This window comes from Salmonella sp. A1325, assembly GCF_056991255.1.
Window position 1 is genome coordinate 592,192 of sequence record NZ_JAMLWO010000002.1, and the last position, 20,707, is coordinate 612,898.

Consider the following 20,707-nt stretch of genomic DNA (forward strand, 5'->3'; position numbering starts at 1 on the left):
GTGAACCGGCTCAAAGTAGGTGTATTAACGAACAACAACGCCCTCACCCGCGAAGGTGATGGCAATCAAAAAGATTACGGGCTGATATGTTCGTCAGCTATTGCTGGTCCGATTCTGCCAGGTCATCTTGGTCCTGGCCCAGGAGCGATAATTCCAACAATGCGTATCGGTGCTCAACAAAGTTATGAACGTTGTTGGCCACCGCCAGTTTGAACAGAGCCGTGGCGCTGTCCAAATCCCCCAGACTTAGGTAATACTTACCTAAATAGAAGTTGGTTTCACTGAGATGCTCAGCGAGCGAGGTGTTATCCGTTGCGTCCGCCTTGAGCCTTTCCATCAGCGTTGCTTCGCTAATGTCGCCCAGGTAGAACTCGACAATGTTCCATCCCCATTGTTCTTTATCCGATTTTTCGAAGCGTGCTTTTAACGCTTCTTTCGCCTGCTTCTCATTAAGCTTCTGCTCAACAAGATACAGCCACAGGCTGCGGTAAGGATCATTGGGATCGTCTTGATAAAACGCCAGCAGATCATCTTGCGCTAACTTATCACGGCCGCCGTAATACAATGCGATACCGCGGTTTAAGTGCGCGTAGTTGTAAGTTGGATCAAGCTCTAGTACAGAATCAAACGCTTCATAGGCAGCATCAAAATTGCCTGCCTGCGTTAAATAAATGCCTAAGTAATTGAATACTTCAGGCATATCCGGTCTGATTGCCAGCGCTTGTGAAAAATCATTTCGCGCTAATGCCCTCAAACCAAGACTATCATACAACACTCCGCGCTCATATAAAAGCTGTGCGCGTTCGTCATCGGTTAAAGCCCGACTGGCAAGAATCTGTTCCATACGCGCCAGAATCACTTCCTGCTGTAAAGTCGGTTGCAATGGTACTGCGAGGACTTCACTTTTACGCCAGGCGGAATTACTGCATCCTGCAAGCGTAAGTGCTGTCGCAACGAAACACCAGCGCAAAAAAGGCTTCATTTCCCACTCCCGAAGACAACGATTGAATGAACGTCCTGTTCCCCGGTGGCTCAACAAGGCGTCCAGCCAGGTCTAAAGCCCTCCGCGCTGCGGAGGGCAAAAGGCTACCTTACTCGGCCTGTTCGCTCGCCGGAGCTTCCGGCGCAGCCGCAGGTTGAGACTGCTCGGTTGCTTCTTTAATGCTCAGACGTACACGGCCCTGGCGGTCAACTTCCAGAACTTTAACCGGGACTTCCTGACCCATCTGCAGATAGTCGGTCACTTTCTCTACACGCTTATCCGCGATTTGAGAGATGTGAACCAGACCTTCTTTACCGCCGCCGATGGCAACAAACGCGCCAAAGTCAACGATACGGGTCACTTTACCATTGTAGATACGGCCGACTTCGATCTCTGCGGTGATCTCTTCGATACGACGGATAGCATATTTCGCTTTTTCGCCGTCGGTCGCCGCGATCTTCACAGTACCGTCATCTTCGATTTCGATGGTGGTACCGGTCTCTTCAGTCAGCGCGCGGATCACAGAACCGCCTTTACCGATCACGTCTTTGATCTTGTCCGTGCTGATCTTGATGGTATGGATACGCGGCGCAAATTCAGAGATATCGCCGCGCGGCGCGTTGATCGCCTGTTCCATCACGCCCAGGATGTGCAGACGCGCACCTTTAGCCTGGTTCAACGCAACCTGCATGATCTCTTTGGTGATACCTTCAATTTTGATATCCATCTGCAGCGCAGAGATACCGTCGCGGGAACCCGCCACTTTGAAGTCCATATCGCCCAGGTGATCTTCGTCGCCCAGAATGTCAGACAGTACAACGTAGTTGTCGCCTTCTTTCACCAGACCCATAGCGATACCTGCTACGGCGGCTTTAATTGGCACGCCAGCGTCCATCAGCGCCAGAGAAGCGCCGCACACGGAAGCCATAGAGGAAGAACCGTTGGATTCGGTGATTTCAGACACCACGCGAACGGTGTACGGGAATTTATCCATGTCCGGCATCACTGCCAGCACGCCGCGCTTCGCCAGACGACCGTGACCAATTTCACGACGCTTCGGAGAACCGACCATGCCGGTTTCGCCTACGGAGTACGGAGGGAAGTTGTAGTGGAACAGGAAGCTATCAGTGCGCTCGCCCATCAGTTCATCAAGCACCTGCGCGTCACGAGCAGTACCCAGAGTCGCGGTAACCAGCGCCTGCGTTTCACCACGGGTAAACAGAGCGGAACCGTGAGTACGCGGCAGTACACCAGTGCGCACGTCCAGACCACGGATCATGTCTTTTTCACGGCCATCAATACGCGGCTCGCCTGCCAGTACGCGGCTACGCACCACGTTTTTCTCGATTGCGTGCAGGATTTCGCCCAGCTCGTTAGCATCCAGAGTTTCATCTTCTGCAATAAGCTGCTCGATGGTTTCGGATTTGATTACGTCAACCTGAGCATAGCGTTCTTGTTTATCGGTGATGCGGTACGCGTCGCTCAGACGAGATTCAGCCAGCGCAGCAACACGCGCGTTCAACGCGTCGTTGACGGCTTCCGGCTGCCAGTCCCAACGCGGTTTGCCGGCTTCTTTCACCAGATCGTTGATCGCCTGGATAACAACCTGCTGCTGCTCGTGACCGAATACCACCGCGCCCAGCATAGTGTCTTCGCTCAGCAGTTCAGCTTCGGATTCCACCATCAGCACAGCCGCTTCGGTACCGGCAACCACCAGGTCCAGCTTGCTTTCTTTCAGCTCGTCCTGGGTCGGGTTCAGCACGTACTGGTCATTGATGTAACCTACGCGCGCCGCGCCGATTGGGCCGTTGAACGGAATGCCGGACAGCGACAGCGCAGCAGATGCGCCGATCATGGCAACGATGTCCGGGTTAACCTGCGGGTTAACGGAAACGACGGTCGCAATAACCTGCACTTCGTTAACGAAGCCTTCCGGGAACAGCGGACGAACCGGGCGGTCAATCAGACGCGCGATCAGGGTTTCGCCTTCGCTTGGACGGCCTTCACGACGGAAGAAGCTGCCCGGGATACGACCAGCAGCGTAGGTACGCTCCTGATAGTTAACGGTCAGTGGGAAGAAGTCCTGGCCTGGCTTGGCTTTTTTCTGGCCGACAACGGTAACGAATACGGCGGTGTCATCCATGCTTACCATAACAGCGGCAGTGGCCTGACGCGCCATCATGCCAGTTTCCAGCGTAACGGTATGCTGACCGTACTGGAATTTACGAACGATCGGATTAAGCAAAATAATATCCTTTCCAATTTTTGACGGCGCAATACGTGCCGTCGTTAATACCCGATCTTCTGCGCATCCTCGCGACTAATGACAACCCTAACCCTGATATGGGTAAAGCCTCTCATTAGCCGCGCGAACCTCTGCAACGGAAGATCATTCATAGCAACAATACATTAGTTTCCAGCGAATTGCTGCCATCTGCTGGAAAAAAGGGGCCATGAAGGCCCCCTCTTTCTGAAACTCGAAAGAATTAGCGACGCAGACCCAGACGCTCAATCAGCGCGGTGTAGCGTGCAACATCTTTACGTTTCAGGTAGTCGAGCAGTTTACGACGCTGAGAAACCATACGCAGCAGACCACGACGGCTGTGGTGATCTTTTTTATGCTCTGCAAAGTGACCCTGCAGGTGGTTAATCTGTGCAGTCAACAGAGCAACCTGAACATCGGTAGAACCGGTGTCGTTTGCGTCACGACCGAACTCAGAAACGATTTTAGCTGTAGCTTCAGTACTTAGAGACATTTTAAAACTCCAAAGTATTTAAGAATGAGAGGACGCCGATCTCTAATTCAGCGATCCCAGTGTACGCCGCGTAAACTGTTAAATAATTTACGCGACGTTAAGCGGCGGTATTCTACTCGCAGCGCTCTCTTATCGCAAGACGAAGCGACATTACGCTGGGTACTCTACTACCAGCCGACGAGGCGCGACACGGCCTTCGTCGTCAATTTCGCCCATACCGATAAATTTACCGTCTTCGCCTTCCGTCACACGAACCAGTCCCTTCAACGGCGCGCCCGTGGTACGAACCGGGTTGCCATTTTTGAAGTATACCGAAGATGTTAACGGCAGATTAACAACAGGATAGTCCGAAGCTGGACTGTCCATTGGCATCAATAATGGATCGAGCAACTGCGCCGCCGGAACGCCCTGCTGTTCCGCCTGTGCTACCAGCGTCTGCAAATGCTCCAGCGTCACCATACGATCCACCGGATACTTGCTGACCGTCAGACGACGCAGGTACGTTACGTGCGCGCCACAGCCCAGTTTCTCACCTAAATCATCAATAATGGTACGAATATAGGTGCCTTTGGAGCAATGAACTTCCAGCTCCAGCTCGTTACCTTCATGGCGAATAAACAGCAGCTCATAGACGGTAATCGGGCGGGCTTCGCGCGGCACTTCGATACCCTGGCGGGCATATTCGTACAGTTTCTTGCCCTGATACTTCAGCGCCGAATACATCGAGGGAATCTGTTCGATATCCCCACGAAAGGTCTCCAGCGCGCTCGCAAGCTGCTCAGCGCTGAAAGTCACCGGACGCTCCTGCACGATTTGACCATCGGCGTCAGAGGTATCCGTGCGCTGCCCCAGACGGGCAATAACACGATAGCGTTTGTCAGAATCCAGCAGGTACTGCGAAAATTTTGTCGCTTCGCCGAGGCAAATCGGCAACATGCCGGTCGCCAGCGGGTCCAGCGCGCCGGTATGCCCGGCGCGGTTGGCATTGTAGATGCGCTTAACTTTCTGCAGCACGTCATTGCTGGACATACCCTGCGGCTTATCCAGCAGCAGAACGCCGTGAATGTCGCGGCCACGACGACGAGGACGACTCATCAGTCCTCCTTGCTGTCGTCCGGGTTCACACGACGTTCTTCGTCATGTTTCACCACGTTAGTCACCAGGTTGGACATACGCATCCCTTCCACCAGCGAGTTGTCGTAGAAGAAGGTCAGTTCCGGTACGATGCGCAGACGCATCGCTTTACCCAGCAAGCTGCGGATGAAACCAGACGCTTCCTGCAACGCTTTGATGCCCGCTTTTACTGCGTCTTCATCTTTGTCGTTCAAAAAGGTGACAAACACTTTGGCATAGGCCAGGTCACGGGACATTTCCACACCGGAGACGGTAGTCATCATACCCAGGCGCGGGTCTTTAATTTCGCGCTGCAGGATGATTGCGATCTCTTTTTGCATCTCCTGGGCCACGCGCTGCGGGCGACCAAATTCTTTCGCCATAATAAATTCTCCAGACAAAAAAGGGGCTATCAGCCCCTTTTTGAAATTAATACGGTATTCAGGCTGTAGGCCTGATAAGCGCTAGCGCCATCAGGCATAACATTGCCGGATGGCGGCATAAACGCCTTATCCGGCCTACACCCAACCAACCTTAAGCGATGGTACGTTGGATCTCGATAATCTCGAACACTTCAATCATATCGCCAACGCGAACGTCGTTGTAGTTCTTCACGCCGATACCACATTCCATGCCGTTACGGACTTCGTTAACGTCATCTTTGAAGCGGCGCAGGGATTCCAGCTCGCCTTCATAGATAACCACGTTGTCACGCAGAACGCGGATTGGGTTATGGCGTTTAATCGTACCTTCGGTAACCATACAGCCCGCGATCGCGCCGAATTTCGGCGATTTGAACACATCGCGCACTTCAGCCAGACCGATAATCTGCTGTTTCAGTTCCGGAGACAGCATACCGCTCATCGCCGCTTTCACTTCGTCGATCAGGTTATAGATGACGGAGTAGTAACGCAGATCCAGGCTTTCAGATTCGATCACTTTACGCGCAGAGGCATCGGCACGAACGTTGAAGCCCACCAGAATGGCGTTGGACGCCGCAGCCAGGGTCGCGTCGGTTTCGGTGATACCACCTACGCCAGAACCGATGATCTTCACTTTCACTTCGTCGGTAGACAGTTTCAGCAAGGAGTCGGAGATCGCTTCCACAGAACCCTGTACGTCGGCCTTCAGCACGATGTTCACTTCGTGAACTTCGCCTTCGGTCATGTTGGCGAACATGTTCTCGAGTTTAGATTTCTGCTGACGCGCCAGTTTAACTTCACGGAATTTACCCTGACGATACAGAGCAACTTCACGCGCTTTCTTCTCGTCACGAACGACGGTCACTTCGTCACCCGCAGCCGGAACGCCGGACAGGCCGAGGATTTCCACCGGAATGGACGGACCCGCTTCCAGCACTTCCTGACCCAGTTCGTTACGCATCGCACGCACGCGGCCGTATTCGAAGCCACACAGCACGATATCGCCCTTATGCAACGTACCTTCACGAACCAGCACGGTAGCCACCGGACCACGACCTTTATCCAGGAAGGATTCGATAACCGCACCGCTCGCCATACCTTTGCGTACCGCTTTCAGTTCCAGAACTTCGGCCTGCAGCAGGATAGCGTCCAGCAGTTCGTCGATACCGGTGCCCGCTTTCGCAGACACGTGAACGAACTGGCTCTCGCCGCCCCACTCTTCCGGCAGAATGCCGTACTGGGACAGTTCGTTCTTAACGCGATCCGGATCGGCTTCCGGCTTATCGATTTTGTTCACCGCAACCACGACCGGCACACCTGCCGCTTTCGCGTGCTGGATAGCTTCGATAGTCTGCGGCATCACGCCGTCGTCTGCCGCAACCACCAGAACCACGATATCCGTTGCCTGGGCGCCGCGAGCACGCATGGAAGTAAACGCGGCGTGGCCCGGGGTGTCCAGGAAGGTGATCATCCCGTTGTCAGTTTCAACGTGGTAAGCACCGATGTGCTGGGTAATGCCGCCCGCTTCGCCAGAGGCTACTTTCGTGGAACGAATGTAGTCCAGCAGAGAGGTTTTACCGTGGTCAACGTGACCCATGATGGTCACAACCGGTGCGCGCGGTTCAGCCGCAGCGCCGGTATCACGGTCGCTCATTACCGCTTCTTCCAGTTCGTTTTCACGACGCAGGATAACTTTGTGGCCCATCTCTTCGGCAACCAGCTGTGCGGTTTCCTGGTCGATGACCTGGTTGATGGTGGCCATGGCGCCCAGCTTCATCATCGCTTTGATGACCTGAGAGCCTTTAACCGCCATCTTGTTCGCCAGTTCGCCAACGGTGATGGTTTCACCGATCACCACGTCACGGTTAACGGCCTGAGCGGGCTTCTGGAAGCCTTGCTGTAAAGAAGACCCTTTACGCTTGCCGCCTTTACCGCCGCGAACCGCAGCACGCGCTTCTTCGCGATCGGCTTTGGATTCGGCATGTTTGCCTTTTTTCGCCGGACGCGCCGCTTTTGCATTACGGCCACGACCACGACCGCCTTCTACTTCACGATCGTTTTCGTCTTCGGCCTGGCGAGCGTGCTGAGAAGTGGTGACATGATAGTCACTGGTGTCTTCTACTGGCTCAGGCGTTGCGGTCCATTTGTTTTCTTCCGCCATGCGGCGAGCTTCTTCTGCTACACGACGCGCTTCTTCTTCGAGTTTGCGACGTGCTTCTTCTTCCGCTTTACGCTTCAGCTCTGCAGCTTCATTCTCACGGCGGGCTTTTTCGGCCTGGGCGGTTTTGGTCATATCGTCAGTCTGTTGATTGCTCACTTTGTCTTTTTCCGCAGCTTCACGTTTCGCTTTTTCAGCGGCTTCACGCTTAGCTTGTTCTGCGGCCTCGCGTTCAGCTTTTTGTTGCGCCTCGCGTTTGGCCTGTTCTTCTGCCTCACGACGGGCTTGCTCTTCCGCTTCACGCTGCGCCTGCTCTTCCGCGGCCAGGCGTTCAGCCTCTTGCGGATCGCGTTTCACAAAGGTGCGCTTCTTGCGGACTTCGATTTGTACCGATTTACTTTTTCCACCGGTACCTGGAATGTTCAGGGTGCTGCGCGTCTTACGCTGCAGCGTCAGTTTATCGGGACCAGAAACCGCTTCGCGGTTCAGGTGCGCCAGTAAAGTCTGTTTTTCTTGTGCGGACACAGAGTCGTCAGCAGATTTCCGGATACCTGCATCAGCAAACTGCTGTACCAGGCGATCCACGGAAACCTGTCTCTCTGCGGCCAGCGCTTTTAGGGTTACATCTGTCATGCTGTTCCTTCCTGCTACAGTTTATTACGCTTCGTCGCCGAACCAGCAAATATTACGGGCAGCCATAATCAGCTCACCGGCTTTTTCGTCGGTCAACCCTTCGATATCAGCCAGATCATCAATGCCCTGGTCGGCGAGATCTTCCAGCGTACAAACACCACGAGCCGCCAGTTTGAAAGCCATATCGCGATCTAATCCTTCCAGATTCAGCAGATCGTCAGCCGGTTTGTTATCACCGAGGCTTGCTTCCTGGTCCTGCGCCAGAGTGGCCAGTGCGTTTTTAGCACGCTCACGCAGTGCTTCAACGGTCGGCTCATCAAGGCCGTCAATTTCCAGCAGTTCTTTCATTGGCACATAGGCCAGTTCTTCGAGCGTGGAGAAACCTTCTTCTACCAGAACGGTCGCGAACTCTTCATCAATATCAAGATATTTAGTAAAGATCTCGATAGCGGCATGTGCTTCAGCCTGATGTTTAGCCTGCAAGTCATCAACGGTCATTACGTTGAGTTCCCAGCCGCTCAATTGCGAAGCCAGGCGGACGTTCTGACCATTACGTCCGATCGCCTGCGCCAGATTACCGGCTTCAACGGCGATATCCATGGTATGTTTATCTTCGTCCACCACGATAGACGCGACGTCTGCCGGCGCCATCGCATTAATGACGAACTGCGCCGGGTTATCATCCCACAGCACGATATCGATACGCTCACCGCCCAGTTCGGTAGAGACCGCCTGAACGCGCGCGCCGCGCATCCCCACGCAAGCGCCGACCGGATCGATACGTTTATCGTTGGTTTTCACTGCGATTTTCGCACGAGAACCCGGATCGCGAGCCGCCGCTTTAATTTCAATCACTTCTTCGCCGATTTCCGGCACTTCGATGCGGAACAGTTCGATCAGCATTTCCGGCTTGGAACGGGTGACGAACAGCTGCGCGCCACGCGCTTCCGGGCGAACAGCATACAGCACGCCGCGAATACGGTCGCCAGGACGGAAGTTTTCGCGCGGCAGCATATCTTCACGCAGAATCACCGCTTCAGCGTTACCGGCCATCCCTTCGGATTTAATTTCCAGAGAGATATTGTCGCGGTTTACTTTCTTCACCACGCCAGTGACGATTTCGCCTTCCTGGTCGCGGAACTGATCGACAACCATCGCCCGTTCAGCTTCACGGACCTTCTGCACGATAACCTGTTTCGCAGTCTGCGTGGTGATACGGTCGAAGGTGACAGATTCAATCTGATCTTCAACATAGTCGCCGACATTCAGACTTTCGTCTTCAAAGCGCGCCGCTTCCAGCGTAATTTCCTTCGTCGGCATGGTCACTTCTTCAACGATCAACCAACGGCGGAAAGTATCAAAATCACCGCTTTTACGATCGATTTCTACACGAACATCGATCTCCTGCTCATATTTTTTCTTTGTTGCTGTCGCCAGCGCACTTTCCAGCGCTTCAAAAATTTTTTCGCGTGGCAGCGCTTTTTCGTTGGAGACGGCTTCAACAACAGCCAAAATTTCTTTGTTCATCGCGGGCTTTTCACCTCATCCAGACTGTTAAAAGTGGGGAACCAGGTTCGCCTTCTGGATATTACTCAGCGCGAACACTTCATCTTTGCCTTCGACTGTGACGGTAATCATTTCACCGTCCACCGCTTTGATAATGCCCTGCCACTTGCGACGGTTCTGTACCGCCATGCGAAGAACCAGCGCGACTTCTTCACCCTGGAAACGCGCATAATGATCGGCAGTGAACATAGGACGGTCGAGACCCGGTGACGAGACTTCAAGGTTGTAAGCCACGGAGATAGGATCTTCAACGTCCAGCACCGCGCTTACCTGGTGGCTCACATCAGCACAATCATCAACATTGATGCCATCTTCACTATCAATATAGATGCGCAGTGTGGATGTGCGACCGCGAATAAATTCGATGCCGACCAGCTCGTAGCCTAAGGCTTCAACTGGCGCTGTAATCATCTCTGTTAATTTTTGCTCTAATGTGGACAAGCCCACCCCCAAGACATAAAAAAAGGGCCTAAAGCCCAGTTATTCTGTAGTCAGATAACAAAAAACCCCGATAAATCGGGGCTTTAGATAACTGAACCCTATAACCGCAACGGCGGTCTGGTGTACCTTCCGAAAGAATTTTTTTCAAATCCAGCTACGAAGGACATAATCTTCACAGTATATTTGAAAAAGAACTCTAAGGGAAAGTGGTTGCGGGGGCCGGATTTGAACCGACGACCTTCGGGTTATGAGCCCGACGAGCTACCAGGCTGCTCCACCCCGCGCCTGAAACGTGGCAAATTCTACTCGTTTTGGGCAAAATTTGCAAATACTGCTGGGATTTGGTACCGAGGACGGGACGTAAAATCTGCGCACAGTATAGTGACCAGGCATGAGTTATGTCAACCCTATTCCCAATATGCAGATGAATGAATATCACTCTTCGTTATACTCATCCCTCCTCTCCGGCTTATACATGCATTTCACAACGTTATTTCAGTAAACCTTCACTAAACGCTTCCTGTCTCTGCTAAAAGATGATTAAATGAAAACTCATTTATTTTGCATAAAAATGCACTAAAGCAGAAACCGATCTCATTATCAGTCAATCAAGCAGGGTTCTATTCTATGACGACGATTCTTAAGCATCTTCCAGCAGGTCAACGTATTGGTATCGCTTTTTCCGGCGGTCTGGACACCAGCGCCGCGCTGCTGTGGATGCGACAAAAAGGAGCTGTCCCATATGCCTATACTGCGAATCTGGGACAACCGGATGAGGATGACTATGACGCCATTCCTCGTCGCGCAATGGAGTATGGCGCAGAGAATGCTCGCCTGATTGATTGCCGCAAGCAGTTGGTTGCAGAAGGGATCGCAGCGATTCAGTGCGGCGCTTTCCATAATACGACTGGCGGACTGACCTATTTCAATACCACGCCGCTGGGCCGTGCCGTGACCGGCACGATGCTGGTCGCCGCGATGAAAGAAGACGGCGTGAATATCTGGGGCGACGGCAGCACCTATAAAGGCAACGATATTGAACGTTTCTATCGTTACGGCTTGCTGACGAATGCTGAATTACAGATTTACAAACCGTGGCTGGATACCCACTTTATCGATGAGCTGGGTGGTCGCCATGAGATGTCTGAATTTATGATTGCCTGCGGCTTCGACTACAAAATGTCCGTTGAAAAAGCCTACTCCACCGATTCCAACATGCTCGGCGCCACGCATGAAGCGAAAGATCTGGAGTTTCTTAACTCCAGCGTCAAGATCGTCAACCCGATTATGGGCGTGAAGTTCTGGGACGAGAGCGTGAAGATCCCGGCAGAAGAGGTGACCGTCCGCTTCGAGCAGGGTCACCCTGTTGCCCTGAACGGTAAAACCTTCAGCGATGATGTTGAGATGATGCTGGAAGCGAACCGCATCGGTGGCCGTCACGGCCTGGGCATGAGCGACCAAATTGAAAACCGCATCATTGAAGCAAAAAGCCGCGGTATTTATGAAGCCCCGGGGATGGCGCTGCTGCACATCGCTTACGAGCGTCTGTTGACCGGTATTCACAACGAAGACACCATTGAGCAATATCACTCTCATGGTCGTCAGTTGGGCAAACTGCTGTATCAGGGCCGCTGGTTCGACTCTCAGGCGCTGATGCTGCGTGACGGCCTGCAACGTTGGGTCGCCAGCCAGATTACCGGTGAGGTCACACTCGAGTTGCGTCGCGGCAACGACTACTCCATCCTGAACACGGTGTCTGACAACCTGACCTATAAGGCTGAGCGTCTGACCATGGAGAAAGGCGAGTCCGTGTTCTCACCGGACGATCGTATCGGTCAGTTGACGATGCGTAATCTGGACATTACCGATACCCGCGAGAAACTGTTCGGCTACGCGAAAGCGGGTCTGTTGACCGCCTCTTCCGCGACCGGTCTGCCGCAGGTTGAGAATCTGGAAAACAAAGCGAAGTAAACATTTATCATTTTAAGGCCGCGAAAGCGGCCTTTTTTATGCGCGGAATATAAGGTGTCTGTTGGCCTGATAAACGTAGCGCCATCATGGGTTGTAATAATGTCGGATGGCGGCGTAACGTCTTATCCGACCTACAGACAACCACAAATAACAAACGAAAAAAAAGACGCTTTTCAGCGTCTTTCTTTCGGAATATTGGTACCGAGGACGGGACTTGAACCCGTAAGCCCTATTGGGCACTACCACCTCAAGGTAGCGTGTCTACCAATTCCACCACCTCGGCACGGATACTGCTATTAGCGCGGGATATCGCTGGTCGGCTGGGCCGGTGCAGCAGGTTGAGTTTGCTCGGTCTTCGCCGGCGCGCTCAGATTTTCCCACTCGCTTCCTTTATTGGTTTTGTTGCTATTGATATTACCCAACACCAGACTGATGATGAAGAACAGCGTAGCCAATACCGCCGTCATTCGGGTCATGAAGTTACCAGAACCACTTGAACCAAATAGCGTAGCGGAAGCGCCTGCTCCGAAGGAGGCTCCCATATCAGCGCCTTTACCTTGCTGCAGCATGATCAGACCTACAAGGCCAATTGCCACAATAAGGAAAACAACTAAAAGAGCTTCGTACATAATCAACCTGTTCCTTGCGGAGTTGCCGCGTACCAATGCTTCTACCAATAAAGCGGGATTTTTACTGTTTCCCACTGAAGCGGGTGTGAATACTAACCAAAGCGAATGACCTTCGCAAGGGCAATTTAAGCGCATTGTATCAACTGCGGAAAAAAACAGCAAAAGCGTTGTTTTTTGCGGGTAGTAAGGCGGCAACCGCCGCCTTTTTAGTTACTTAAACGCTTAAACGGCTTTTACCGCATCCGCAATACGATGGGCGAATGCCGTAACCTGCGCTTCATCCTCGCCTTCCACCATCACGCGAATCAGCGGTTCGGTACCGGATTTACGTAGCAGTACCCGCCCACGATTGCCGAGCGTGGCTTCTACGTCCGCCGTTACCGCTTTCACCGCTTCATTTTCCAGCGGATCGCCGCTACCAGCGGTGTAACGCACGTTAACCAGAATCTGCGGGAACATTTTCATACCGCTGCACAGATCGTGCAGACTCATATGATTACGCACCATCGCCGCCAGAACTTGTAGCCCCGCAACAATACCGTCGCCAGTGGTCGTTTTATCCAGCAGAATAACGTGACCAGAGTTTTCCGCGCCGATGCGCCAGCCTTTTTCCTGCAATTTTTCCAGCACGTAGCGGTCGCCCACTTTCGCCCGGGCAAACGGAATGCCAAGCTGCTTGAGCGCCAGCTCCAGCCCCATATTGCTCATCAGCGTCCCCACCACGCCGCCGCGCAGTTGCCCCTGGCGCAGCCCTTCGCGCGCGATGATATACATGATCTGATCGCCATCGACTTTATTGCCTTCATGGTCAACCATGATGACCCGGTCGCCGTCGCCGTCAAGCGCGATGCCGAGGTCCGCCTTCTCCGCCAACACGCGCGCCTGCAACGCGCGCACGTCGGTCGCGCCCACTTCTTCGTTAATGTTGACGCCGTTTGGCTCACAGCCGATGGCGATAACGGTCGCGCCCAGCTCGCGCAGCACATTCGGCGCGATATGGTAGGTAGCGCCGTTGGCGCAATCCACAACCACTTTCAGGCCATTGAGGCTCAGTTCGTTCGGGAAGGTGCCTTTACAGAACTCAATATAGCGTCCGGCGGCGTCGACGATGCGGCTGGCTTTACCCAGCTCGGCGGAGTCTACGCAGGTGATCTCTTTTTCCATTTCGGCTTCGATGGCTTCTTCCACATCGTCAGGCAGTTTCGTACCGTCGATAGAGAAGAATTTAATGCCGTTATCATAGAACGGGTTATGCGAAGCCGAGATAACGATACCCGCCTCCGCGCGGAAAGTCCGCGTCAGATAGGCGACAGCTGGCGTTGGCATAGGTCCGGTAAACGAGGCCGACAGCCCCGCAGCGGCAAGGCCCGCCTCCAGCGCGGACTCCAGCATATAGCCGGAAATACGCGTATCTTTACCGATAATGATTTTACGCGAGCCATGACGCGCCAGCACTTTTCCGGCAGCCCAACCCAGTTTAAGCACGAAATCAGGTGTAATGGGGGCATTGCCTACACGTCCGCGAATCCCATCGGTACCGAAATATTTACGATTACTCATAGCGTTTGTTTCCCTTTGCAGACAGAGTGGCTTCTACCACCCGCATCGCCTCTACGGTTTCTTTGACGTCATGGACGCGAATGATCTGCGCGCCCTGCATCGCGGCAATTACCGCGCACGCAAGGCTGCCGTTCAGACGGTCTGATGGTCCCACGTTAAGTAACTGACCAACCATCGTTTTACGTGACATGCCCACCAGCAGCGGCAGGTTAAAATGATGAAACTCACCCAGTCGCGCCAGTAAGGTATAATTGTGAGAGAGATTTTTACCGAAACCGAATCCGGGGTCGAGCAACAATTTCTCTTTTGCGATGCCGGCCTTCTCACAACGTGCTATTTGCTCAATAAAGTAGCGATTCACCTCGGCAAAGACATCGTCATATTTCGGCGCCTCCTGCATGGTTTTGGGGTTGCCCTGCATGTGCATAAGACTGACCGGCAAGCCGGTTTCCGCTGCCGCTTCCAACGCGCCGGGTTCGGAGAGCGAACGGACATCATTGATAATATGCGCGCCCGCCCTTGCCGCTTCACGGATCACCTCAGGTTTAGAGGTATCCACAGAAATCCACACTTCAAAACGTTGCGCGATTGCTTCCAGTACCGGAATAACGCGATCCAGCTCTTCTTCCACGCTCACTTCCGCCGCGCCTGGTCGCGTTGATTCCCCCCCCACATCAATAATTGTCGCCCCGGCATTCACCATTAAATTCGCATGTTTCACCGCCTCAATCAGCGTGTTATGCGCGCCGCCGTCGGAGAACGAATCCGGCGTTACGTTCAGGATCCCCATAACATGCGGATGAGTGAGATCGAGCGTGGCGCCCTGAGCGAAGAGTTTCATGGTCAAAATCCCTGTTTTATTTATGGTGAGTTAAAAAAAGAAAAACCCCGGGGCAAGCCCCAGGGTTTCGGTGAGCGCTAAACATAATGTTGTACAACAAATGCTTATTTGTCGCCCAGCTGCTCTGACATCGTGTTGCCCGGGTTCGGCGTGCGTGGTTCATCAACCGGACGCGGCGCCTGAGGCGTACCATTGCTGTCAGAGTTATTGGTGCCGTTTGGATCTTCCCAGCCCGCAGGCGGACGCACTTCACGACGCGCCATCAGGTCATCAATCTGCGGCGCATCGATGGTTTCATATTTCATCAGCGCATCTTTCATCGCGTGCAGAATATCCATATTGTCAGTCAGGATCTGACGAGCGCGATTGTAGTTACGTTCAATCAGCGCTTTCACTTCCTGGTCGATGATACGCGCAGTTTCATCAGACATATGTTTCGCTTTTGCGACGCTACGGCCGAGGAACACTTCGCCCTCTTCTTCCGCATACAGCAGCGGACCAAGTTTGTCGGAGAAGCCCCACTGAGTCACCATGTTACGCGCCAGGTTAGTCGCGACTTTAATATCGTTCGACGCCCCGGTAGAAACATGTTCGGCACCGTAGATGATCTCTTCCGCCAGACGACCGCCGTACAGGGTGGAGATCTGGCTTTCCAGTTTCTGACGGCTGGCGCTGATCGCGTCGCCTTCAGGCAGGAAGAAGGTCACGCCCAGCGCACGACCGCGCGGGATAATCGTCACTTTGTGCACCGGATCGTGTTCCGGCACCAGGCGACCGATAATCGCGTGGCCCGCTTCGTGGTACGCGGTCGACTCTTTCTGCGCTTCCGTCATCACCATGGAGCGACGTTCGGCGCCCATCATGATTTTGTCTTTCGCTTTCTCGAACTCAACCATCGACACAACGCGCTTGTTACCACGAGCCGCAAACAGCGCCGCTTCGTTGACCAGGTTCGCCAGGTCCGCACCGGAGAAGCCCGGCGTACCGCGCGCAATGATCGCCGCATCAATATCCGTCGCTAACGGTACGCGACGCATATGCACCTTCAGAATCTGCTCACGACCGCGAACATCCGGCAGGCCTACCACCACCTGACGGTCGAAACGACCAGGACGCAGCAGCGCCGGGTCAAGGACGTCCGGACGGTTAGTTGCGGCGATAACGATGATACCTTCGTTACCTTCGAAGCCGTCCATCTCAACCAGCATCTGGTTCAACGTCTGCTCACGTTCATCGTGACCGCCGCCAAGACCTGCGCCACGCTGGCGACCGACGGCGTCGATTTCATCGATGAAGATAATGCACGGCGCCGCTTTCTTGGCCTGTTCGAACATGTCACGCACACGAGACGCGCCGACACCGACGAACATTTCCACAAAGTCAGAACCGGAAATCGTAAAGAATGGCACCTTCGCTTCACCCGCAATGGCTTTTGCCAGCAGGGTTTTACCGGTACCCGGCGGGCCGACCATCAGGACGCCTTTCGGAATTTTACCGCCCAGCTTCTGGAAACGGCTCGGTTCACGCAGGTATTCAACCAGTTCCGCCACTTCTTCTTTCGCTTCGTCACAACCTGCGACGTCAGCAAACGTGGTTTTGATCTGATCTTCCGTCAGCATACGCGCCTTGCTCTTACCGAACGACATGGCGCCTTTGCCACCGCCGCCCTGCATCTGACGCATGAAGAAGATCCAGACGCCGATCAGCAACAGCATCGGGAACCAGGAAATGAAGATAGAAGCCAGCAGGCTTGGCTCTTCAGGTGGTTCGCCAACAACCTTGACGTTTTTAGTCAGCAGGTTATCAAGCAGCTTCGGATCATTAATCGGAATGTAAGTCGTGTAACGGTTACTATCTTTCTTGGTAACGTTGATCTCACGTCCGTTGATACGCGCTTCGCGAACCTGGTCCTGATTGACCTCTTGCAGGAAGGTAGAGTAATCCACCTTACGGCCATTAGACTCGCTGGGCCCAAAGCTCTGGAATACTGACATCAGCACAACGGCAATGACCAGCCAGAGTATTAGGTTTTTCGCCATGTCACTCAAGGGATTAACCTCTTATTACAACTGTGTTAAAAACAGCGTCAGGATACTCTATATCCAGTTTCTTTCAAACCTTACGTCTGAAATCTGCCGGTTATCACTTTCGCCCGGTCGCTACAATGTACACTTCACGCGAACGCGCACGCGAAGAGTCCGGCTTACGAACTTTAACCTTCGTAAACAGGGAGCGAATTTCCCTTAGATACTCATCGAAACCTTCGCCCTGGAACACCTTCACTACAAAACTTCCGCCTGGCGCCAGCACATCGCGGCACATCTCTAACGCCAGCTCCACCAGATACATGGCGCGGGGGATATCCACCGCCGGTGTTCCGCTCATGTTTGGTGCCATATCCGACATGACAACTTGTACTTTACTGTCACCCACGCGTTCCAGTAACGCTTTCATGACAAGTTCATCACGAAAATCGCCCTGAAGAAAGTCCACACCAACGATAGGATCCATAGGTAAAAGATCACAAGCGATGATGCGGCCTTTGCCGCCAATCTGCGTGACCACATACTGTGACCAGCCTCCTGGCGCAGCGCCGAGATCGACTACCGTCATTCCCGGCTTAAAAAGTTTGTCACTTTGCTGTATTTCATCAAGTTTAAACCAGGCACGGGAGCGTAGCCCCTTTTTCTGCGCCTGTTGAACATATTTATCGCTAAAGTGTTCCTGAAGCCAGCGGCTTGAGCTGGCAGAACGCTTTTTACCTGTCATTTAACTTTCCCGTCGGGGCAGTTCATCGTAGCCAATGGCGTAAATTTCTACACGCCTATTTGGCGATATAAGGGAGATGGCGGTAGAATGACCCGTTTTCAATCCCAACGTAAGCAAAAATATACGATGAATCTGAGTACTAAACAAAAACAGCACCTAAAAGGTCTGGCACATCCGCTCAAGCCTGTTGTTATGCTTGGCAATAATGGTTTGACCGAAGGGGTACTGGCCGAGATTGAACAAGCGTTAGAGCACCATGAACTTATCAAGGTGAAAATCGCCTCGGAAGATCGCGAAACAAAAACCTTGATCGTGGACGCTATCGTGCGCGAAACCGGCGCCTGTAACGTACAGGTCATCGGTAAAACGCTGGTGCTGTATCGCCCAACTAAAGAGCGTAAAATCTCGCTGCCGCGTTAAGGATATCCTAAAGTCGAACACAAAATCTGTGTAAAACGAGGGGTTTTCCACGAGCAGGAGAGCAAAATGCCACGCTCTCTCCGTTGATAAAAGGCCGCTATGCGGCCTTTTTCCTTTCTTTACAATACACCAACAATTTGCGTATTGAGTACTACTTAAAGGTATTCCACTTTAAGCACTTCGTATTCCACATCGCCGCCAGGCGTTTTGATCACCACGACGTCATCCTGCTCTTTGCCGATCAGGCCGCGAGCGATTGGCGAGTTTACCGAAATGAGATTTTGCTTAAAATCCGCCTCATCATCGCCAACAATGCGGTAGGTCTGCTCTTCGTCGGTGTCCAGGTTCAGCACCGTGACGGTAGCGCCGAAAATTACGCGACCATTGTTCGGCATTTTAGTGACATCAATCACCTGCGCATTCGACAGTTTTGCTTCGATATCTTTAATGCGCCCTTCGCAGAAACCCTGCTGTTCGCGTGCAGCATGATACTCCGCGTTTTCTTTTAAATCGCCATGTTCGCGCGCTTCGGCGATAGCGGCGATGATTTCAGGACGGCGCACAGATTTCAGAAAATCCAGCTCTTCACGCAGTTTTTCGGCTCCGCGTAAGGTCATCGGAATAGCTTGCATTTGTTATACCTCTTGAACATTCCTGTAGGGGGCAATGAACTCTACCCCGGCTGCTAAGCCAGCCCCGGCATATGCCATACCAGGGTCAGAAGCAAAAAAACACCAACCCGGGCGCGCAGTCCCAGGTCAGCTACAATTTCCTCTTTGATAACCATTTTACCCTGGAGTTCCCTATGGGTCATCGTTTACTTTTTAGGGCGTTGCGCCGTAGTATGACGGCTTGTTTCCAGGGTGTTAGCGCGAGATTATGCGATTTTCCAGATTTATCATCGGATTGACCACCAGTATAGCGTTCAGCGTTCAGGCCGCGAATATTGACGAATACATCAAACAGCTTCCGGCCGGCGCCAACCTCGCGCTGATGGTGCAAAAGATTGGCGCGCCCGCGCCGGCTATTGATTATCATAGTCAGCAGATGGCGCTTCCCGCCAGTACCCAAAAGGTGATTACCGCGCTGGCGGCGCTGATTCAACTCGGCCCGGATTTCCGTTTTACGACCACGCTGGAGACTAAAGGCAACGTCGATAACGGTATCCTGAAAGGTGACGTAATTGCGCGATTCGGTGGCGATCCAACGCTAAGACGTCAGGATATTCGCAATATGGTCGCGACGCTGAAAAAGTCCGGCGTCACGCAAATCGACGGCAATGTGCTTATCGACACGTCGATTTTCGCCAGCCACGATAAAGCGCCAGGCTGGCCGTGGAACGACCTGACGCAGTGTTTCAGCGCGCCTCCCGCCGCCGCCATTGTTGACCGCAACTGTTTTTCTGTGTCGCTTTATAGCGCGCAAAAACCAAACGATTTAGCCTTTATTCGCGTGGCCTCTTATTATCCGGTAACGATGTTCAGCCAGGTACGGACTCTGCCGCGCGGTTCGGCAGACGCGCAGTATTGCGAGCTGGATGTTGTGCCTGGCGATTTGAACCGTTATACGCTTACCGGCTGTTTACCACAGCGCGCCGACCCGCTGCCGCTGGCCTTTGCTATTCAGGACGGCGCCAGCTACGCGGGCGCGATCCTCAAGCAGGAACTGAAAGAGGCCGGGATAACTTACCGCGGCACACTGCTGCGCCAGACGCAGGTTAACGAGCCCGGAACGATCGTCGCCAGTAAACAGTCGGCGCCACTGCACGATCTGCTTAAGATTATGCTGAAAAAGTCAGACAACATGATCGCCGATACTGTTTTTCGGATGATTGGTCATGTCAGGTTTAACGTGCCTGGCACCTGGCGGGCGGGATCGGATGCCGTTCGCCAGATCCTGCGCCAACAGGCGGGAATTGATATCGGCAATACCATTATTGCCGACGGTTCCGGTCTTTCTCGCCATAACCTGATCGCTCCCGCCACGATGATGCAGGTGCTGCAATATATCGCCCAACACGATAACGAGCTGAACTTTATCTCTATGCTGCCGCTGGCGGGCTATGATGGTTCATTGCAATACCGCGCCGGACTGCATCAGGCGGGCGTAGACGGTAAGGTTTCGGCGAAAACTGGGTCACTGCAGGGCGTGTATAATCTGGCGGGCTTTATTACCACCGCAAGCGGGCAACGGATGGCATTTGTACAGTATTTGTCCGGCTACGCGGTTCCACCTGCCGATCAGCGTAATCGCCGAATCCCGCTGGTACGCTTCGAGAGTCGATTGTACAAGGATATTTATCAGAATAACTGAGTGCATTATTGCCGGATGGCGGCGCTAACGCGTCTTATCCGGCCTACAACGAACATAATAAATATCCTCCGGCATAGCCGGAGGTTTTTCAGATGCGCCTGTAAGGCTCTCTTACCAGCCGCGCCCTAACAGG

Annotated in this window: 17 protein-coding genes and 2 tRNA genes; 3 read left to right on the forward strand and 16 right to left on the reverse strand. The window is 53.2% G+C overall.

Features of this window, described 5'->3' with window-relative positions; genetic code table 11:
• Positions 1 to 97: 97 nt before the first annotated feature.
• The 9 genes from nlpI to NAZ64_RS06840 form a co-directional block, all read right to left on the reverse strand.
• On the reverse strand, positions 98 to 982 hold the full coding sequence (gene nlpI / locus NAZ64_RS06800) for a lipoprotein NlpI (RefSeq protein ID WP_000802069.1): 885 nt from the start codon (positions 980 to 982) through the stop codon (positions 98 to 100).
• A 109-nt stretch (positions 983 to 1,091) separates the two neighbouring features.
• Positions 1,092 to 3,227 carry a polyribonucleotide nucleotidyltransferase gene (gene pnp, locus NAZ64_RS06805; protein ID WP_001670767.1) on the reverse strand — a complete coding sequence of 712 codons (2,136 nt, stop codon included), beginning with the start codon at positions 3,225 to 3,227 and terminating at the stop codon, positions 1,092 to 1,094.
• A gap of 241 nt (positions 3,228 to 3,468) precedes the next feature.
• The gene (gene rpsO / locus NAZ64_RS06810; RefSeq protein WP_000059465.1) at positions 3,469 to 3,738 is read right to left on the reverse strand and encodes a 30S ribosomal protein S15; all 270 of its coding nucleotides are present in this window, start codon (positions 3,736 to 3,738) and stop codon (positions 3,469 to 3,471) included.
• Between the two features lie 150 nt (positions 3,739 to 3,888).
• Positions 3,889 to 4,833 carry a tRNA pseudouridine(55) synthase TruB gene (truB, locus tag NAZ64_RS06815; protein WP_079980905.1) on the reverse strand — a complete coding sequence of 315 codons (945 nt, stop codon included), beginning with the start codon at positions 4,831 to 4,833 and terminating at the stop codon, positions 3,889 to 3,891.
• Entirely contained in the window at positions 4,833 to 5,234 is a 402-nt protein-coding gene (rbfA, locus tag NAZ64_RS06820) for a 30S ribosome-binding factor RbfA (protein ID WP_001040199.1), read from the reverse strand. Before rbfA ends, truB begins: the two co-directional genes overlap by 1 nt.
• Positions 5,235 to 5,385: 151 nt before the next feature.
• The gene (gene infB / locus NAZ64_RS06825) at positions 5,386 to 8,064 is read right to left on the reverse strand and encodes a translation initiation factor IF-2 (protein ID WP_000133064.1); all 2,679 of its coding nucleotides are present in this window, start codon (positions 8,062 to 8,064) and stop codon (positions 5,386 to 5,388) included.
• Positions 8,065 to 8,088: 24 nt separating this feature from the next.
• Complete coding sequence (gene nusA / locus NAZ64_RS06830) at positions 8,089 to 9,591, reverse strand: transcription termination factor NusA (protein ID WP_001031038.1); 1,503 nt, start codon at positions 9,589 to 9,591, stop codon at positions 8,089 to 8,091.
• 27 nt (positions 9,592 to 9,618) lie between these two features.
• On the reverse strand, positions 9,619 to 10,071 hold the full coding sequence (rimP, locus tag NAZ64_RS06835; protein ID WP_000105461.1) for a ribosome maturation factor RimP: 453 nt from the start codon (positions 10,069 to 10,071) through the stop codon (positions 9,619 to 9,621).
• A 207-nt stretch (positions 10,072 to 10,278) separates the two neighbouring features.
• Positions 10,279 to 10,355, reverse strand: a tRNA-Met gene (locus tag NAZ64_RS06840).
• A 343-nt stretch (positions 10,356 to 10,698) separates the two neighbouring features.
• Between NAZ64_RS06840 and argG the strand changes: the two genes are divergently transcribed.
• Positions 10,699 to 12,042, forward strand: a complete 1,344-nt coding sequence (argG, locus tag NAZ64_RS06845) for an argininosuccinate synthase (RefSeq protein ID WP_220569609.1) — start codon at positions 10,699 to 10,701, stop codon at positions 12,040 to 12,042.
• A 196-nt stretch (positions 12,043 to 12,238) separates the two neighbouring features.
• Here argG and NAZ64_RS06850 read toward each other — a convergent pair.
• The 6 genes from NAZ64_RS06850 to rlmE all read right to left on the reverse strand — a co-directional run bounded on the left by NAZ64_RS06850 (position 12,239) and on the right by rlmE (position 17,841).
• Positions 12,239 to 12,325: transfer RNA gene (locus NAZ64_RS06850), tRNA-Leu, on the reverse strand.
• Between the two features lie 13 nt (positions 12,326 to 12,338).
• Complete coding sequence (gene secG, locus NAZ64_RS06855; RefSeq protein ID WP_000272680.1) at positions 12,339 to 12,671, reverse strand: preprotein translocase subunit SecG; 333 nt, start codon at positions 12,669 to 12,671, stop codon at positions 12,339 to 12,341.
• Positions 12,672 to 12,893: 222 nt separating this feature from the next.
• Positions 12,894 to 14,231 (reverse strand): phosphoglucosamine mutase, encoded by a 1,338-nt coding sequence (glmM, locus tag NAZ64_RS06860; protein ID WP_131046568.1) that lies wholly within the window; start codon positions 14,229 to 14,231, stop codon positions 12,894 to 12,896.
• Positions 14,224 to 15,072 carry a dihydropteroate synthase gene (folP, locus tag NAZ64_RS06865; RefSeq protein WP_000764711.1) on the reverse strand — a complete coding sequence of 283 codons (849 nt, stop codon included), beginning with the start codon at positions 15,070 to 15,072 and terminating at the stop codon, positions 14,224 to 14,226. Before folP ends, glmM begins: the two co-directional genes overlap by 8 nt.
• A gap of 104 nt (positions 15,073 to 15,176) precedes the next feature.
• A complete protein-coding gene (gene ftsH / locus NAZ64_RS06870; RefSeq protein ID WP_001107480.1) occupies positions 15,177 to 17,111 on the reverse strand; it encodes an ATP-dependent zinc metalloprotease FtsH in 1,935 nt (644 codons plus the stop codon).
• 103 nt (positions 17,112 to 17,214) lie between these two features.
• Positions 17,215 to 17,841, reverse strand: coding sequence for a 23S rRNA (uridine(2552)-2'-O)-methyltransferase RlmE (rlmE, locus tag NAZ64_RS06875; protein WP_000145974.1), 627 nt, complete (start codon positions 17,839 to 17,841; stop codon positions 17,215 to 17,217).
• Positions 17,842 to 17,967: 126 nt separating this feature from the next.
• On the opposite strand from rlmE, the gene yhbY reads away from it, so the two are divergent.
• Positions 17,968 to 18,261, forward strand: a complete 294-nt coding sequence (yhbY, locus tag NAZ64_RS06880) for a ribosome assembly RNA-binding protein YhbY (RefSeq protein WP_001592995.1) — start codon at positions 17,968 to 17,970, stop codon at positions 18,259 to 18,261.
• Positions 18,262 to 18,416: 155 nt separating this feature from the next.
• Here yhbY and greA read toward each other — a convergent pair whose 3' ends face one another.
• Entirely contained in the window at positions 18,417 to 18,893 is a 477-nt protein-coding gene (gene greA, locus NAZ64_RS06885; RefSeq protein ID WP_001148008.1) for a transcription elongation factor GreA, read from the reverse strand.
• A 247-nt stretch (positions 18,894 to 19,140) separates the two neighbouring features.
• Here greA and dacB point away from each other — a divergent pair, with 247 nt between their 5' ends.
• Positions 19,141 to 20,574 carry a serine-type D-Ala-D-Ala carboxypeptidase gene (gene dacB, locus NAZ64_RS06890; RefSeq protein WP_001212686.1) on the forward strand — a complete coding sequence of 478 codons (1,434 nt, stop codon included), beginning with the start codon at positions 19,141 to 19,143 and terminating at the stop codon, positions 20,572 to 20,574.
• The last annotated feature ends 133 nt before the right edge of the window (positions 20,575 to 20,707 follow it).

Bases quoted from the DNA above. Each gene is read 5' to 3' on its own strand.
- rpsO (WP_000059465.1), bottom strand. From the start codon at position 3,738: ATGTCTCTAAGTACTGAAGCTACAGCTAAAATCGTTTCTGAGTTCGGT.
- truB (WP_079980905.1), bottom strand. From the start codon at position 4,833: ATGAGTCGTCCTCGTCGTCGTGGCCGCGACATTCACGGCGTTCTGCTG.
- rbfA (WP_001040199.1), bottom strand. From the start codon at position 5,234: ATGGCGAAAGAATTTGGTCGCCCGCAGCGCGTGGCCCAGGAGATGCAA.
- glmM (WP_131046568.1), bottom strand. From the start codon at position 14,231: ATGAGTAATCGTAAATATTTCGGTACCGATGGGATTCGCGGACGTGTA.
- ftsH (WP_001107480.1), bottom strand. From the start codon at position 17,111: ATGGCGAAAAACCTAATACTCTGGCTGGTCATTGCCGTTGTGCTGATG.
- folP (WP_000764711.1), bottom strand. From the start codon at position 15,072: ATGAAACTCTTCGCTCAGGGCGCCACGCTCGATCTCACTCATCCGCAT.
- yhbY (WP_001592995.1), top strand. From the start codon at position 17,968: ATGAATCTGAGTACTAAACAAAAACAGCACCTAAAAGGTCTGGCACAT.
- secG (WP_000272680.1), bottom strand. From the start codon at position 12,671: ATGTACGAAGCTCTTTTAGTTGTTTTCCTTATTGTGGCAATTGGCCTT.
- greA (WP_001148008.1), bottom strand. From the start codon at position 18,893: ATGCAAGCTATTCCGATGACCTTACGCGGAGCCGAAAAACTGCGTGAA.
- rlmE (WP_000145974.1), bottom strand. From the start codon at position 17,841: ATGACAGGTAAAAAGCGTTCTGCCAGCTCAAGCCGCTGGCTTCAGGAA.
- infB (WP_000133064.1), bottom strand. From the start codon at position 8,064: ATGACAGATGTAACCCTAAAAGCGCTGGCCGCAGAGAGACAGGTTTCC.
- argG (WP_220569609.1), top strand. From the start codon at position 10,699: ATGACGACGATTCTTAAGCATCTTCCAGCAGGTCAACGTATTGGTATC.
- nlpI (WP_000802069.1), bottom strand. From the start codon at position 982: ATGAAGCCTTTTTTGCGCTGGTGTTTCGTTGCGACAGCACTTACGCTT.
- dacB (WP_001212686.1), top strand. From the start codon at position 19,141: ATGCGATTTTCCAGATTTATCATCGGATTGACCACCAGTATAGCGTTC.
- nusA (WP_001031038.1), bottom strand. From the start codon at position 9,591: ATGAACAAAGAAATTTTGGCTGTTGTTGAAGCCGTCTCCAACGAAAAA.